Annotated in this window: 16 protein-coding genes; 12 read left to right on the top strand and 4 right to left on the bottom strand. The window is 40.9% G+C overall.

Going from position 1 to position 14,406, the window contains the following annotated elements:
• Positions 1 to 2: 2 nt before the first annotated feature.
• The 12 genes from ACFQ3S_RS05560 (at position 3) to ACFQ3S_RS05505 (ending at position 11,388) form a co-directional block, all read left to right on the top strand.
• Complete coding sequence (locus tag ACFQ3S_RS05560) at positions 3 to 500, top strand: NuoI/complex I 23 kDa subunit family protein (RefSeq protein WP_377162104.1); 498 nt, start codon at positions 3 to 5, stop codon at positions 498 to 500.
• 65 nt (positions 501 to 565) lie between these two features.
• The gene (locus ACFQ3S_RS05555; protein WP_377162101.1) at positions 566 to 1,081 is read left to right on the top strand and encodes an NADH-quinone oxidoreductase subunit J family protein; all 516 of its coding nucleotides are present in this window, start codon (positions 566 to 568) and stop codon (positions 1,079 to 1,081) included.
• Entirely contained in the window at positions 1,081 to 1,410 is a 330-nt protein-coding gene (gene nuoK / locus ACFQ3S_RS05550) for an NADH-quinone oxidoreductase subunit NuoK (protein WP_377162098.1), read from the top strand. The genes ACFQ3S_RS05555 and nuoK overlap by 1 nt, the downstream gene beginning before the upstream one ends.
• 87 nt (positions 1,411 to 1,497) lie before the next feature.
• Entirely contained in the window at positions 1,498 to 3,402 is a 1,905-nt protein-coding gene (gene nuoL, locus ACFQ3S_RS05545) for an NADH-quinone oxidoreductase subunit L (RefSeq protein WP_377162095.1), read from the top strand.
• A gap of 23 nt (positions 3,403 to 3,425) precedes the next feature.
• A complete protein-coding gene (locus ACFQ3S_RS05540; RefSeq protein WP_377162092.1) occupies positions 3,426 to 4,898 on the top strand; it encodes a complex I subunit 4 family protein in 1,473 nt (490 codons plus the stop codon).
• 55 nt (positions 4,899 to 4,953) lie between these two features.
• Entirely contained in the window at positions 4,954 to 6,333 is a 1,380-nt protein-coding gene (locus tag ACFQ3S_RS05535; protein WP_377162089.1) for an NADH-quinone oxidoreductase subunit N, read from the top strand.
• Between the two features lie 56 nt (positions 6,334 to 6,389).
• On the top strand, positions 6,390 to 7,028 hold the full coding sequence (locus ACFQ3S_RS05530) for a DedA family protein (RefSeq protein WP_377162086.1): 639 nt from the start codon (positions 6,390 to 6,392) through the stop codon (positions 7,026 to 7,028).
• Positions 7,029 to 7,060: 32 nt separating this feature from the next.
• Positions 7,061 to 7,609, top strand: a complete 549-nt coding sequence (locus ACFQ3S_RS05525; protein ID WP_377162083.1) for an inorganic diphosphatase — start codon at positions 7,061 to 7,063, stop codon at positions 7,607 to 7,609.
• A 3-nt stretch (positions 7,610 to 7,612) separates the two neighbouring features.
• A complete protein-coding gene (locus tag ACFQ3S_RS05520; RefSeq protein ID WP_377162080.1) occupies positions 7,613 to 8,953 on the top strand; it encodes a hemolysin family protein in 1,341 nt (446 codons plus the stop codon).
• Positions 8,954 to 8,965: 12 nt separating this feature from the next.
• Entirely contained in the window at positions 8,966 to 9,676 is a 711-nt protein-coding gene (locus ACFQ3S_RS05515) for a 16S rRNA (uracil(1498)-N(3))-methyltransferase (protein WP_377162077.1), read from the top strand.
• Positions 9,677 to 9,858: 182 nt separating this feature from the next.
• Positions 9,859 to 10,518 (top strand): DUF4159 domain-containing protein, encoded by a 660-nt coding sequence (locus ACFQ3S_RS05510; protein ID WP_377162074.1) that lies wholly within the window; start codon positions 9,859 to 9,861, stop codon positions 10,516 to 10,518.
• 93 nt (positions 10,519 to 10,611) lie between these two features.
• Positions 10,612 to 11,388 carry a hypothetical protein gene (locus ACFQ3S_RS05505; RefSeq protein WP_377162071.1) on the top strand — a complete coding sequence of 259 codons (777 nt, stop codon included), beginning with the start codon at positions 10,612 to 10,614 and terminating at the stop codon, positions 11,386 to 11,388.
• A 289-nt stretch (positions 11,389 to 11,677) separates the two neighbouring features.
• Here the strand turns inward: ACFQ3S_RS05505 and ACFQ3S_RS05500 are convergent, their stop codons facing one another.
• From ACFQ3S_RS05500 to ACFQ3S_RS05485, 4 genes are all read right to left on the bottom strand, one after another.
• On the bottom strand, positions 11,678 to 12,364 hold the full coding sequence (locus ACFQ3S_RS05500) for a hypothetical protein (protein WP_377162068.1): 687 nt from the start codon (positions 12,362 to 12,364) through the stop codon (positions 11,678 to 11,680).
• Positions 12,364 to 12,894, bottom strand: a complete 531-nt coding sequence (locus ACFQ3S_RS05495) for a hypothetical protein (protein ID WP_377162066.1) — start codon at positions 12,892 to 12,894, stop codon at positions 12,364 to 12,366. The genes ACFQ3S_RS05500 and ACFQ3S_RS05495 overlap by 1 nt, the downstream gene beginning before the upstream one ends.
• A 14-nt stretch (positions 12,895 to 12,908) precedes the next feature.
• On the bottom strand, positions 12,909 to 13,442 hold the full coding sequence (locus tag ACFQ3S_RS05490; protein WP_377162063.1) for a hypothetical protein: 534 nt from the start codon (positions 13,440 to 13,442) through the stop codon (positions 12,909 to 12,911).
• 6 nt (positions 13,443 to 13,448) lie between these two features.
• A partial coding sequence (locus ACFQ3S_RS05485) for a hypothetical protein (RefSeq protein ID WP_377162060.1) occupies positions 13,449 to 14,406 on the bottom strand: 958 nt, incomplete at its 5' end.

Here is a 14,406-nt window from a genome sequence, read left to right as displayed (position 1 = left end):
CAATGGAACCATTAAGTAATAAGCGAAAATTATTAGAAGTTAAGCCGCTCAATTTTTGGGAACGCGCATACCTTCCTGCTATAGCGCAAGGCTTAAGCATTACCATGAAGCACTTTTTTAAGAAAGATGTAACCATACGTTACCCCGAGCAAAAACGGGAATTTTCTGAAAACTTCAGGGGTATGCACTCACTTAAACGCGATGAGGATGGTAAGGAACGTTGTACCGCCTGCGGTTTGTGTGCACTATCTTGCCCGGCCGAAGCCATTACCATGACCGCCGGTGAGCGACAGAAAGGTGAAGAGAATTTATACCGCGAGGAAAAGTATGCAGCCGTTTACGAGATTAACATGCTGCGCTGCATTTTTTGCGGATTATGTGAAGAGGCCTGTCCAAAAGAAGCCATTTATTTAGATGGCGACATTGTACCGACCGACTTTACACGTAAAGACTTTATATACGGCAAAGACAAATTAGTTGAGCCACCTTTAAACCAATAAAAAAGAATGATACCTTTGCCGGCTGTTAACCACAACCTGCAGAGGTATTTCTGCTTACAAGCCATATGAGTATATTTTACTTTATTGCATTTCTTTCCATCCTGTTTTCACTGCTGGTAATTTTTTCAAAAAACCCGGTGCACAGTGTATTGTACCTCATTATTACCTTTTTTACCTTCACCATTCATTACATTATTTTAAATGCACAGTTTTTGGCCATTGTAAACTTTATTGTGTACATGGGGGCCATACTGGTGCTGTTCCTGTTTGTAATGATGATGCTGAACCTGAATAAAGACACGGAGCCCAGCAAAGGCCTTTATGTAAAACTGGCCGGTGTAATAGGGGGTGGTACTTTACTGGTAACGCTGGTAGCTGCCATGAAGGGTTTAGCCAAATCGAAACCTGTACTGCTGCAAGATGTAAACCTGGGATCGGTACAAAACCTGGGTAAGGTATTATTTAACGAGTTTTTGCTGCCGTTCGAGGTATCGTCTATCCTGCTGTTATCGGCCATGGTGGGCGCTGTTTTGCTGGCCACTAAAGACGGTAATCCTAAATCAACAAAAGCTACAATTTAATGGAAAGTTTTACCCAGGCCTTAAAGGTCGTTCCGCTTAATCATTACATTCTGTTAAGTGCCATCATATTTTCGATAGGTGTGGTTGGTGTATTAATTCGTCGCAACGCTATTGTGGTTTTTATGTCGGTTGAGTTGATGCTGAATGCCGTTAACCTGTTGCTGACTGTATTTTCGGTGTACAGTAACGACCCTAACGGGCAAGTTTTCGTGTTCTTTATTATGGCGCTGGCCGCTGCCGAAATTGCTATAGGGCTGGCCATCATCGTCATGATCCATCGTAACACTAATTCTATCGACGTAAATATATTGAACAGACTTAAATGGTAATTTAGAGAGCGAGGATTTAGGCACGAAGATCGGGGTAGCTTCCCCGCAACCCGGAAACCCAAACCCCCGCAACCAAAACACACACATATGGATAAATATATATGGCTTATTCCTTTGCTGCCTCTGGCTGGCTTTGTGATTAACGGATTAGGCCGCAATTCCTTACCTAAATCTATAATTGGTGCCTTGGCCAGTTTAATGGTTTTGTTATCATTTGCTTTAAGTGTTGGCGCTTTTTTACAGGTTAAAGCAACCGGCGCACCAATCAACGTTACCCTGTTCGATTGGATAAAGGTTGGCGATCTGCATGTACCTTTCTCGTTCCTGGTCGATCAATTGAGCTCTATCATGCTGCTCATCATCACCGGTATAGGGTTTCTGATCCACTTGTATTCTATAGGTTACATGAGCCACGATGCCGGTTTCGGTAAGTTTTTCGCTTATTTAAACCTGTTCGTGTTTTTCATGCTGCTGCTGGTTATGGGTAGCAACTACATCATCATGTTTATAGGCTGGGAAGGTGTAGGGCTTTGCTCGTACCTGTTGATCGGCTTTTGGTTTACCAACCCAAGCTATGCCGATGCTGCTAAAAAAGCATTTGTTATGAACCGTATTGGCGACTTAGGTTTCCTGATTGCGGTGTTTATCATCATGAAAACATTTGGTAGTATTACTTATGCTGATGTGTTTACCAAAGCGGCCGGTATGCATACTGGTGATAAAACCATACTATTAATTACCCTGCTACTGTTTGTTGGAGCTACCGGTAAATCGGCCCAAATTCCATTGTTTACCTGGTTACCCGATGCCATGGCCGGTCCAACCCCAGTATCTGCTTTAATACATGCGGCTACCATGGTTACGGCGGGTATTTATATGATAGCCCGCTCTAATATTCTGTTTACCCTGGCACCGGTTACACAAAGTGTAATTGCCGTTATAGGAGTAGTCACCATAATTTTAGCAGCACTAATTGCCTTAACACAAACCGATATTAAAAAGGTGTTAGCATATTCTACCGTATCCCAATTGGGTTACATGTTTTTAGGATTAGGTGTTGGCGCTTATACCGGTTCGTTCTTCCACGTGTTAACACATGCTTTTTTCAAGGCCTTGTTATTCCTGGGTGCAGGTTCGGTTATTCACGCGGTAAGCGGCGAACAGAACATGCGCAATATGGGCGGACTAAAAGGCAAATTGCCCATTACGTTTATTACCATGCTTATAGGTACACTGGCTATTTCGGGTATTCCACCGTTTGCGGGTTTCTTTTCTAAAGACGAAATTTTGGCGCATACCTATATGCACAGCCCGGTATTATATATATTTGGTGTGCTGGGTGCCATGTTCACTTCGTTTTATATGTTCCGCTTAATGTTTCTTACTTTCTGGGGAAGTTTCCGCGGTACGCACGAGCAGGAACACCATTTACACGAATCGCCTCCAAGCATGACCATTCCTTTAATTGTACTGGCTATCTTGTCTACCATTGGCGGTTTTATGGGTGTGCCTCACGCCTTGGGCGGTCACCATTGGTTGGAGCATTGGCTGGAGCCGGTATTAAACCCATCGGCAGCACGTACCGGTAAAATGTTTATCGCTATTAATACCGAGCTTGTGCTGATGGCAGTATCGGTTGGTGGCGCTATAATAGCCTTGATTTATGCTTACATTAAATACATTAAACAAGCTGATGTACCGGTGGCCGATGATGCCGAGCGTCCGGCTTTGGTAAAGTTGTCTTTCAATAAGTTTTATATCGATGAAATCTACGATACCATTATCCGCAAGCCTTTAGACGGCCTTTCTGTTTTCTTCTACAAAGTAGTGGATAAGAAGGGTATTGACGGCATAGTGAACGGGTTAGGACAAGGCCCTATGGAGGCTGGTAAAGGTTTACGCCTGCTACAAACCGGTAACGTAGGTTTTTATTTGTTTATGATGGTAATAGGCGTTATTGCCATACTCATATATAGTTTAATTAAGATTTAAGTTAAGCGTTTACTGCACATACAATGACGGTTAGTATTTTACTTTTTTTACCCTTACTGGCAGCCCTGGTGCTTTTATTTATTAAAGGCGATGCTGTAAAAAATGTAGCCCTGTTCTTTTCGCTGGCCGAACTGGCTTTGGGCATCTATTTTTTAACCCAGTACAAGGCCGATGCCAGCTTACAATTTGTGGCTCAATACCCTTGGATTCCCAAAATGGGCATCTATTTTACTGCGGCTATCGATGGTATTAACATTATTCCGGTCATACTATCGGTGTTACTGGTACCTATGATTATTGTTACTACATTTAAACATGAATATAAAAACGCCTCGGTATTTTATGCCCTCATTTTGTTTATGCAATTTGGGTTGCTGCTGGTATTTACCGCGCTCGATGGGTTTTTGTTTTATGTAGGATGGGAAGTTGCCTTAATCCCTATTTACTTTATATGCGGTATGTGGGGCGGCGAGAACCGGGTAAAGGTTACGCTTAAATTTTTCATCTATACATTTGCCGGATCGTTGTTTATGCTCATGGCTATTATTTATCTGTACCTGCAAACACCCGACCGTACTTTCGACCTGTTTAATTTTTACGAACTAAAACTAACGCCACTACAACAATCGTGGGTGTTCGGTGCTTTCCTGTTGGCTTTCGCTATCAAGATGCCTATATTTCCGTTGCATACCTGGCAACCCGATACTTATACCGAAGCACCTGCCGCAGGTACCATGCTGCTATCGGGTATTATGCTGAAAATGGGTATTTACGGTGCCATACGCTGGATGATCCCTATTACACCTATTGGTTTTTACGAATGGCAAAACAACCCGCTTTGGCTGGCTATTGTAGGTATAGTTTATGCTTCCATTATCGCCTTCAGGCAAACTGATGGCAAGCGTTTAATTGCTTATTCCTCCATTGCACACGTAGGCTTAATAGCCGCCGGTGTATTAGCCTGGAACATACAAGGTTTGCAAGGCGCCATGATACAGATGCTGAACCATGGCTTGGAAGTAGTGGGCTTATTCTTTATTTGGGATATTATACAACGCCAGTTAAAAACCCGCAACATCAGCGAATTGGGTGGTATAGCCAAAGTTGCCCCTCAGTTTTCAATTATGTTTTTAATTATTGTATTAGGATCGGTAGCGCTACCGTTAACCAACGGTTTTATTGGTGAGTTTTTATTGCTAAACGGTGTTTATCGTTATAATATGTGGATGGCTATCGTATCGGGCTTAACCATTATTTTAGGTGCCGTATATATGCTGCGCGTTTACAAGAATATAATGCAGGGCGAAACTAATGCTTTAACCGCTTTATTTACCGATATTACATTAAATGAGAAATTGATTTTGGGTATTATCTGCGCATTTATCATTATCATAGGTGTTTATCCGCAACCGGTACTACACCTTTCGGAAGCTGCGGTAACCAATTTAATGAACATGGTGAACGTCAAGATCACCACTGCATTATTACATAAATAAAAATATCTTACGGCTGAGCAACCGGCTGTTTTGAAATAAGAATATTATATACAATATGACCACATTAATTATCATAGCGATATTAGCAATTGTGCTGCTGTACCTGGGCTTGTATAAAGCACATAACTTACTGCTGCCTGTTACTATTGCAGGTCTGTTACTGGCACTGGGTTCGGCTGTACTACAATGGAACAACGGCGCCGTACCTATTTACCATAATATGATGCTGTTCGATAATTTTTCGGTGGCCTTTTCGGGTACGGCCATTGTCTCTACACTATTAATCCTGATGCTATCGAAGGGATATTTTGAACGGATCAGTAATAACGTTGCCGAATATTTTGCTATTATCTTGTTTTCGCTGGCGGGTATCATCGTCATGGTATCTTATTACAACTTAACCATGCTGTTCGTGGGTATCGAAATTATGTCGGTAAGTTTATATATCCTGGCCGGTATCGATAAAAAGAGCTTTGCCTCAAATGAAGCCTCTTTAAAATACTTTTTGATGGGGGCATTCTCTACAGGGTTTTTACTATTTGGTATCACGCTAATTTATGGTGCTACCGGTTCTTTCCAGTTAGAAGCTATCCGTAATTGGGCAATTGCGCATCCACGGGGTATCGATCCACTTTTTCATACCGGTATTATCTTAATGATCATCGGTCTGTGTTTTAAAGTAGGAGCGGCTCCTTTCCACTTTTGGACTCCTGATGTTTATGAAGGTTCGCCTACATTGATCACTGCGTTCATGTCTACCGTAGTTAAAACGGCTGGTTTCGCGGCTTTCCTGCGCCTGTTCTCAGCAAGCTTTGCCCCATTGGCCGATTTCTGGATGCCGACCCTATTGGTGATTACTGTTCTTACTTTATTTGTAGGTAACTTAACTGCACTGTACCAACATAGCTTTAAACGCATGCTGGCTTTCTCCAGTATATCACACGCTGGTTACTTAATGTTCGCTATTGTAGCTTTGAGCTCGTTTTCAGGCAATGCTATCTTCATCTATGCTACCGCTTATTCTATTGCTTCCATCATCGCCTTTGGTGTGTTGATATTAGTGCAGCAGCAACTGGGCAGCGATAACTTCGAGAGCTTTAATGGCTTGGGTAAGCGCAACCCTTTCCTGGCCGTGGTGCTCACTATTGCTATGCTTTCGTTAGCAGGTATCCCGCTTACGGCAGGTTTTATGGGTAAATTTTTAATGTTTACCGGGGCTATGGCCCGTTTTCAGGTTTGGTTGGTTGCTATTGCGGTAGTCAACGCAATTATCAGCATCTTCTACTATTTCCGGGTTATTATAGCCATGTACTTCCGTGATGCTGAACACGACGAATTAAACGTGCCCGGCTATTTTAAAGTGGTATTGGGCTTTTCGGCGCTTGCAACCTTAATTATCGGTATCTTTCCCGCGTTGATATCAAACCTTATTTAGAAGGTATGGTGCTACAAATTATTATAAAAAGATTTGTAGTTTTACAAATATTGTAAATGGAAAACATCTGGGAATACCTGCAAAACCTAACGGATGCGCAATCCATAATTGGTAAAGGAGGATTTTACTTATTGCTGGTTGTTGTTTACGCTGAAACCGGTTTGTTTTTCGGTTTTTTTTTGCCGGGGGATTACCTGTTGTTTATGGCAGGATTGCTTTGTGCTACAGGTATATTAAACGTGCCGATTTATACCCTGGTTGCATCATTAATAGCGGCTGGCGTTTTAGGCAATTACACAGGCTACTGGTTTGGCTATCGTACGGGGCCCTTCATGGATACCCGTAAAGAATCTTTCTTTTTTAAAAAGCGTTATATAGTAATGGCCGAAGTGTTTTACGCCAAGCATGGCGGCATGGCACTCATATTAGGCAGATTTTTTCCAATAATCAGAACTTTTGCCCCTATCTTTGCAGGTATTGTAAAAGTAGATTTAAAAAAGTTTACTTTATATAATTTTGTAGGAAGTGTGGCATGGGTTACCATACTAACATTATCAGGATATTTTTTAGGAAGAAAATATCCGGGACTTAAAGATTATTTACAGTACATTGTAATTGCTTTAATTGTAGTAACAAGCATACCTTTAGTTATAGCCTTTTTAAAAAGGGAAAAGGCAACAAACAAAATTGACTAAAATTAATTTATTAAATATTCATACAAACTTACATGAGTACACAACACCCCTGGCATCAGGTATCTCCGGGCGATAACGTTCCTGAAGTAGTAAATGCCATTATTGAAATTCCTAAAGGATCAAAAGCTAAATACGAAATAGATAAAGATTCGGGTTTATTAAAACTCGACCGCGTATTATTCTCTTCGGTAATATATCCGGCTAACTATGGATTTATTCCTCAAACCTACTGCGATGACAAAGATCCGTTAGATATATTGGTGTTATGTTCTGTGGATGTATATCCAATGTCGTTAATTGAAGCTAAAGTTATAGGTGTTATGCACATGATTGATGGCGGAGAGCAGGATGATAAAATTATTGCAGTTGCTAAAAACGACATGTCGGTTAACTACATTAACGATTTAAACGAATTACCTCCGCATGCCATGATCGAGATCAGAAACTTTTTTGAAGATTATAAGAAACTGGAAGGTAAGAACGTAACCATTGAACATTTAATGGGTAAGCCTTATGCACTTAAGGTAATTACAGAAAGTATGGAGTTATACCAATCTACTTTCCCCGAGTACCAAGATTAATACATGGGCCCTGATTTAGACATAAACGGTTTATATATTCTCCTAACCATATTTCTGGTTCTGCTGAACGGGTTTTTTGTGGCCGCCGAATTTGCCATAGTGCGGGTTAGGGGTTCGCAAATAGAAATTCAGGCTAAAGCCGGCAGCCGTATGGCTAAAGTGGCCCGGGGTATTATGCATAATTTAGATGGTTACCTGGCTGCTACGCAGTTGGGTATAACCATTGCCTCGCTTGGCTTAGGTTGGGCGGGTGAAGAAGTAGTGAGTAAGATGATGCTCAACGTATTGTCTTTCTTTGGTATGGTGGTTACTTCGAGCTTGGCAGTTACTATTAGTCATATCGTAGCTTTTACCACCATTACCGTATTACATATTGTTTTTGGTGAATTAGCGCCCAAAACGCTGGCTATACAGCGTTCGGTGCGTACGGCCATGGCCGTATCCGTACCTTTACGCTTTTTTTATGTGGTGTTTCAGCCGGCTATTTGGCTGTTGAACTCCTTTGCCAATTTTATACTCAAGCTGTTTGGTGTACATACGGTGCATGGTGAAGAAGCGCATCATAGCTCGGAGGAACTGCAGTACTTGCTGGAACAAGGAAAGGAAAGCGGTGCGCTCGATTCTAACGAGCACGAACTCATTAAAAACGTTTTCGATTTCAATGAGCGGGTGGTAAAAAACATTATGGTTCCACGTACCAAAATATCTGGTATCAATATATTAACTGAAAGAGCAGAGCTTCTGGAATGTCTCATTACAGAGGGTTACTCGCGTATGCCGGTGTACGACGACTCTATTGATAAAATAGTAGGTATTGTACATGCCAAAGATATTTTACCCTTGCTGGCCCGTAAAACTGAGTTTGAACTAAAAGACATTATCCGAAAACCATATTTTATCCCCGAAACCAAGAAGATCAACGATCTGATGGCCGAACTGCAGCAAAAACGCATTCAGATAGCGATAGTACTGGATGAATTTGGTGGTACCGCAGGTATGGTTACCCTCGAAGATATTGTAGAGGAATTAGTAGGGGAGATACAGGACGAATTTGACGAGGAAAAACCAATTGTTGAAAAAGTTAATAACCGCGAGTATATTATTAATGCGGTAGCCTCTATTTATGATGTCAACAGTCATTTACCGCACGATTTGCCCGAAGATGGCGACTTTGATACCGTATCGGGCTGGGTGAGTGAGATCTTTGGTAAGATACCTGAAGTAGGCGAGCAGCGCGAATCTAACGGGTACAACATAACCGTGCTCAAGAAATCTGATCAGAACATCGAATCGGTTAAGCTGGAACTGTTGCTGAACGAAGAAGACCTGACCGACCTACACTAAGCCTAACCGCTTATGCAAATTTTTTATACCCCTGATATTGCCGCTGCCGCAACCCATTATTCGTTAACCGAAGAAGAGAGCAAACACGCTATACGCGTTTTACGCCTGCAAAACGGCGATACGATAAGCCTGGTCGACGGTCGTGGTGGTTTTTACACTGCCCGCATTATCGACCCTCATCCCAAAAAAACCCTGCTATCCATCACCGGGCGGCAACACGAGTTTGGCAAACGTAACCATTACCTGCACATTGCTGTTGCCCCAACCAAAAACATCGAGCGTTTAGAGTGGTTTTTAGAAAAGGCTACCGAAATAGGTATCGATGAGGTTTCGCTCATGCAGTGTCAGCGCTCCGAGCGTAAGGATGCCAAGGTAGAACGCCTGGATAAGATCATGACTTCGGCAGTGAAGCAATCTATCAAGGCTTACCATCCGCAGCTGAACAGTATGCAACCTTTCAGTAAGTTGGTAAGCCAATACCACGAAGGGCAGAAGTTTATAGCCCATTGTTTGCCGGGCGAAGATAAAATGAGCCTGGTTTCACAGTTACAGTTAAAGAGTACATGCCTGATCCTGATTGGTCCCGAAGGCGATTTTACAGAAAAAGAAATTACCGAAGCTTTGCAAAACGGCTACAAACCCATAACTTTAGGCGAAAGCCGCCTGCGCACCGAAACCGCCGCGCTGGAAGCGTGCTTTGAGGTGAACTTTTTGAACAGGTAGGGTAAGGTGGCGAGGTAAGAAGATTAGGGGAGCGGGGTTGCAACAGGTTTAAGAACAACTTAAATTAAGATGTCATTGCGAGCGATAGCGTGGCAACCGCAAGCGTTTAGGATGCAAGCTTGCTTCTTTACACTCATCGTAATAAAATAGTATAACTACAACAGCTTTCAAATGAATATCAGATGAAGTACAAAGCTCTATACCTATGCATACTCGGCTTGCTGCTGTGCAGCTATCAGCAGGTGCCTACCTACACACTGGCCCGGCTCAAATATAACGGTGGAGGCGATTGGTATGGCGACCGTACGGCTTTGCCTAACCTTATTAAATTTTGCAACCAAAACCTTAAAACCAACTTTAAGCCCGATGACGAAACTGTAGAGGTAGGCAGCGCCGAAATATTTAATTACCCCTTTGTTTTTATGACAGGGCATGGTAATGTGATTTTCTCCGACCAGGATATGCGTAACCTGCGCAAGTATTTAACTGGCGGTGGCTTTTTGCACATTTGTGATAATTATGGTTTGGATAAGTTTATCAGGCCTCAAATGAAGAAAGTTTTCCCCGAACTTAACTTTGTGGAATTGCCCCTTAATCACCCCATTTTTCATCAGAAGTTTGATTTCCCCAATGGCTTGCCCAAAATACACGAGCACGATAGTAAGCGCCCACAAGGTTACGGACTAATATATAAGGGCCGGCTGGTTTGTTTTTACGATGTGGAATGCGATTTGGGCAATGGATGGGAAGATGCGGGTACTTATGCCGGAGATAGTCCTGAAGTACGGCAAAAGGCTTTGAAAATGGGTGCTAACCTGGTGCAGTATGCGCTAACGCAGTAGTTGTGCATTTTTTATAATAGATTGTAATACAGTAAAATACAAAATGTAAATTTGTAAGCTGTATTGGCATGTTTTTAGATACAATTAGTAGATATGAAGATTTTTACTCCCGCTAAGCTTATTGTTTATGTATTTGGAATGGCCGTAGCCTTTTCATCGTGCCGTAAAGCTAATGAAGAAACAACCGATAATGCCGATACGGTAGCCAACACTAACCAGATACTGGTTACTTTTCCTAAAACCAGCCTGGATATTTCAACAACCGATTCGGTTGTGGCGGTGTTTTTTGATGCAGGCAGTCGTACATTTACCAAAAAGGGCAGTAGGGCCGGAAGCTTTTATACCATACCCTTAGATGGTTTGGCGCAAGGCAACTGGCAGTCGAACATTAAGGTGTACACCATGCCCACCAAAGATGTGGGTGCCCGAATGTACCGTTACCAATCAACCATAAACTCGGCCACCAGCAGTAGCTTGGTTGGGCCAAACGGTAAGCTGAACGATAGCTGGAAAACCAACCTTCTGTTAAACGATAGAAATTTCAGCGTAAAGATAGTAATAGCTGTATCGCCAACCGATCCGTATTATGAACTTACCTTGCCGCCAACGCTTTTAAACTATCAAAACGTTTATATCGACCGTTATATTTACCGTAATGTTGATAGTACCGATTATGTAGTAGCTTATGGTAACGCCATTATAAAAGCAGCGGATAATAAAGGAACTACGGTTAATACCACCACATTTGCACCTATGGCCGCTGCAATGACTGGCCAAACCTGGACAACCGCCGATGTATCCGTTCAACTGTTTAATAACACCGGCAATAGTTACCGGGAGATCTTTAAACAAACTATTATTAATCAATAGAAACTCTATAAATATAATGTGAAAAAGGGATGCTGTTGTTTACAGCGTCCCTTTTTTGTATAGCAATATTAGCCCTGCGCTTTCGCAACGGTCTCCCTTGTGGCTTAACCATTTGTTTGGTTATAAATGGACACTAAATAACAGACTTTATCTAACGCTTATCACAAGGGTGTGGTACTTGCGTTAGCGGGGGCTCCTACCTGCTACAATATTCAAAACTGCAGCAAAGGCGTATCGCAAAGGCAAATTGTAAATATATAACGAATTAGACTTATTCACCAGACCCTATTTACTCCCCAAAATGCTCAAAATTCCATTTTCCCATACTCACCCAACCCAGCCAGTAATCTATCCCCGTTTTCCCCGCGCCTTCAGGATCTATTTTAAAAAAGTCCGGTATAACCTCAAAGTCCTTTCTTGTTTTAATTTCTTTAAGATAATGAGTTAAGCATTCCAGCATTTTTGGAAACGATGAAAATATCACTTCGCTCAGGCCCTCTAAGACACTATATTCATGATCTTGAAATCTGATAGGGAACTCATTATTTTCCTTGGGTGTTCTTCCGTCAAAAACTAAAAATCCGCCATCGTTACCCTCATCAGCAAATGGGTACAGTCTATTTTCAATCAGTTCAGTGGCTAAGTCATTATTAAGATTTTCAATGACTTCAAATAACGGTTTGTTTGGGATAGAATATGGTAATCTTATTATAGAACAATCGCCGTCGTAAAAAAAATACATTTTGTGCCATTCAATGAAACTTTCTGGAAAAGTAACATCATACTCTTTCATTACCTTCACGTAACTTTCATAAGGTATATTTCCTTTTAGTGGCTTCCATTGAAAATATCCATTCTCATTAACTGGCCCTGCCATCATTTCTTTAGGGACTGTATCAGTATAAACTGTCCTAAGATCGAATGCGTTAAAATAGGCTTCAAAGAAATCTTTTATAAGGTTGTTGATATTATTCATTAAACCCCTAATGTTGCCCTGTAATATTCCTCATATTCTTCTCCTCCGGCTTTCAAACCTGCAATGTAAGCAACCTCAGTAGCACGATTGTCCCTCTGTTCCTCACTGTAATCATTCAGCATCTTTTCCTTCGAAAATTTCATAACCTCAATCAGCGCATCAAAAAAACTTTCAGCGTTTTCGGCACAGTGAAATATCAAATTGCCAGAGTACGGCTCTAAAGCAGAAATTTTTCCATTTGATTTGTTAATGACTATCCGGTCGGGACCTACATCGTAGCCTACGTAATAATATTCGTCGTCTTCCTGATATTCAGATTCAAAAGAAATAGCATGAACGGATAAACTTGTAATATCATAGTTTAATATGAGATTGAAAATTTCATTTTCGTATTGCTGATCTGAAAGTTTAATGACTTTAAATTCCTCAATACGACGATATGAATAACTTGTAGGCTGATCCAAACCTTCAAAATCTTTAATATTAGGCTTTCGTGCTAAGATTTCTTGGACAAATTCTTTAGCTTTCATATAATATTAATTCTTTATTCTAACCAAAGCACCGCTCTATAATAATCTTCGTACTCTTCTCCACCGGCTTTTAAAGCTGCAATGTATGCTGCCTCTGCGGCACGGCTGTCTCTCTGCTCCTCACTGTAATCGTTTAACATTTTTTCTTTCGAAAATTTCATAACCTCGAGCAGCGCATCAAAAAACTTTTCAGCATTTTCCGCGCAATGGAACATATGTTTGCCTGAAAAGGGCTCAATAGCTGAAATGTTGCCATTTAACTTATTGATAACTATCCGGTCGGGTCCTACGTCGTGGCCTACGTAGTAGTATACTTCATCTTCCTGATATTTTGAATCAAAAGTGATATCATTTATCGATAACGATGAAACATCATAATTTAAAATAAGATTAAAAATCTCATTTTCGTGTTTATGATTTGAAATTTTATTAATTTCAAATTCTTTTACTTGTGATTCTATAAAACTTATAGAATATTCTAAACCAGCAAAATCTTTAAAGTCTGGCTTTAGTGCTAATACTTCTTTTACGAATGTTTCTGCTTTCATAAGATGTTACATCCAGGTTTTGATGACTTCTTTCGATATTTTGTTATTCAGATCAAGATCTTCGGTAAATTCGGCTAATTTGTTAATCCCCATGTACCGGTTTTCGTCGCTATCCCAAATATAATCGGCATATACATAATAATGTACTATAGCCCTCATGGGTATACCTGACGAATTTTTGGTTATCGTTTGATCCATAATTTCCCAATATACATTTTTCATAGGGTCTATATATATTTTCCCCATTTCATTATGTCCGCCAAACCAGTTAATCCAAGCATCGGGGTTACCTGAGTTAACATCCATTATAGTGGAGAAAACCTGCATAACGTTTAATAATGAAATTAATGTTCCCCCAATTCGTGGAATTTTTCCATTTAATTTGTATCGATGCAAAATTGAACTCCACTTTTGGTGTACCTTTTCTGGTATAGCATAAGCCATAAAACCCTGTTCATCATGATGATGAATAAGCTTATTACCCATATAAGATTTATGAGTTGGATTATATTTGATCCATTGTTCGTTAACCTTGGGGGATTTGTTTGCTTTAAGTAGGTTCCTGTTTTCTTCATTAAACATTTCCGGTCTTTTTTTCGCCAATTCTTTCCAAAAATAATTTAGACTTCTGGGGGCACCCTTCGCAGTTAATCCGTTTCGAGGCGTAGCCGGTCTCATATCAATTGGAGTACCATTTTTGTAGTACATTTCCGGAATGGGGTCGGTTTTTGTTAAACCTTGTTGCTGAAGTTCGTTACCTATTAATGCAAATGAGTCTTCCGCATCGTACCAGTCCTGATCGTAGGTGATATCAAAATTAGTTGGTAGGTAAATTGGTGAATACTCGTTAAATACTCCATTTAATAAATCTTTGAAAGCTTGATTATATAGTGTAGGGTTAGCCATCAAAAACTCCACCGCCCAGTTTAAGAATTCCTTGTTTTCGGGTGTGCTGCCGTGTGTT

It is taken from the genome of Mucilaginibacter terrae (genome assembly GCF_042679325.1).
GTDB lineage: Bacteria > Bacteroidota > Bacteroidia > Sphingobacteriales > Sphingobacteriaceae > Mucilaginibacter > Mucilaginibacter terrae.
This window is presented reverse-complemented; position numbering and strand designations above follow the sequence as displayed.

Coding starts and splice junctions, on each gene's coding strand:
- ACFQ3S_RS05515 (WP_377162077.1), top strand. CDS start 8,966: ATGCAAATTTTTTATACCCCTGATATTGCCGCTGCCGCAACCCATTAT.
- ACFQ3S_RS05535 (WP_377162089.1), top strand. CDS start 4,954: ATGACCACATTAATTATCATAGCGATATTAGCAATTGTGCTGCTGTAC.
- ACFQ3S_RS05500 (WP_377162068.1), bottom strand. CDS start 12,364: ATGAATAATATCAACAACCTTATAAAAGATTTCTTTGAAGCCTATTTT.
- ACFQ3S_RS05490 (WP_377162063.1), bottom strand. CDS start 13,442: ATGAAAGCAGAAACATTCGTAAAAGAAGTATTAGCACTAAAGCCAGAC.
- ACFQ3S_RS05555 (WP_377162101.1), top strand. CDS start 566: ATGAGTATATTTTACTTTATTGCATTTCTTTCCATCCTGTTTTCACTG.
- nuoK (WP_377162098.1), top strand. CDS start 1,081: ATGGAAAGTTTTACCCAGGCCTTAAAGGTCGTTCCGCTTAATCATTAC.
- ACFQ3S_RS05510 (WP_377162074.1), top strand. CDS start 9,859: ATGAAGTACAAAGCTCTATACCTATGCATACTCGGCTTGCTGCTGTGC.
- ACFQ3S_RS05505 (WP_377162071.1), top strand. CDS start 10,612: ATGAAGATTTTTACTCCCGCTAAGCTTATTGTTTATGTATTTGGAATG.
- ACFQ3S_RS05530 (WP_377162086.1), top strand. CDS start 6,390: ATGGAAAACATCTGGGAATACCTGCAAAACCTAACGGATGCGCAATCC.
- ACFQ3S_RS05560 (WP_377162104.1), top strand. CDS start 3: ATGGAACCATTAAGTAATAAGCGAAAATTATTAGAAGTTAAGCCGCTC.
- ACFQ3S_RS05540 (WP_377162092.1), top strand. CDS start 3,426: ATGACGGTTAGTATTTTACTTTTTTTACCCTTACTGGCAGCCCTGGTG.
- ACFQ3S_RS05520 (WP_377162080.1), top strand. CDS start 7,613: ATGGGCCCTGATTTAGACATAAACGGTTTATATATTCTCCTAACCATA.
- ACFQ3S_RS05495 (WP_377162066.1), bottom strand. CDS start 12,894: ATGAAAGCTAAAGAATTTGTCCAAGAAATCTTAGCACGAAAGCCTAAT.
- ACFQ3S_RS05525 (WP_377162083.1), top strand. CDS start 7,061: ATGAGTACACAACACCCCTGGCATCAGGTATCTCCGGGCGATAACGTT.
- nuoL (WP_377162095.1), top strand. CDS start 1,498: ATGGATAAATATATATGGCTTATTCCTTTGCTGCCTCTGGCTGGCTTT.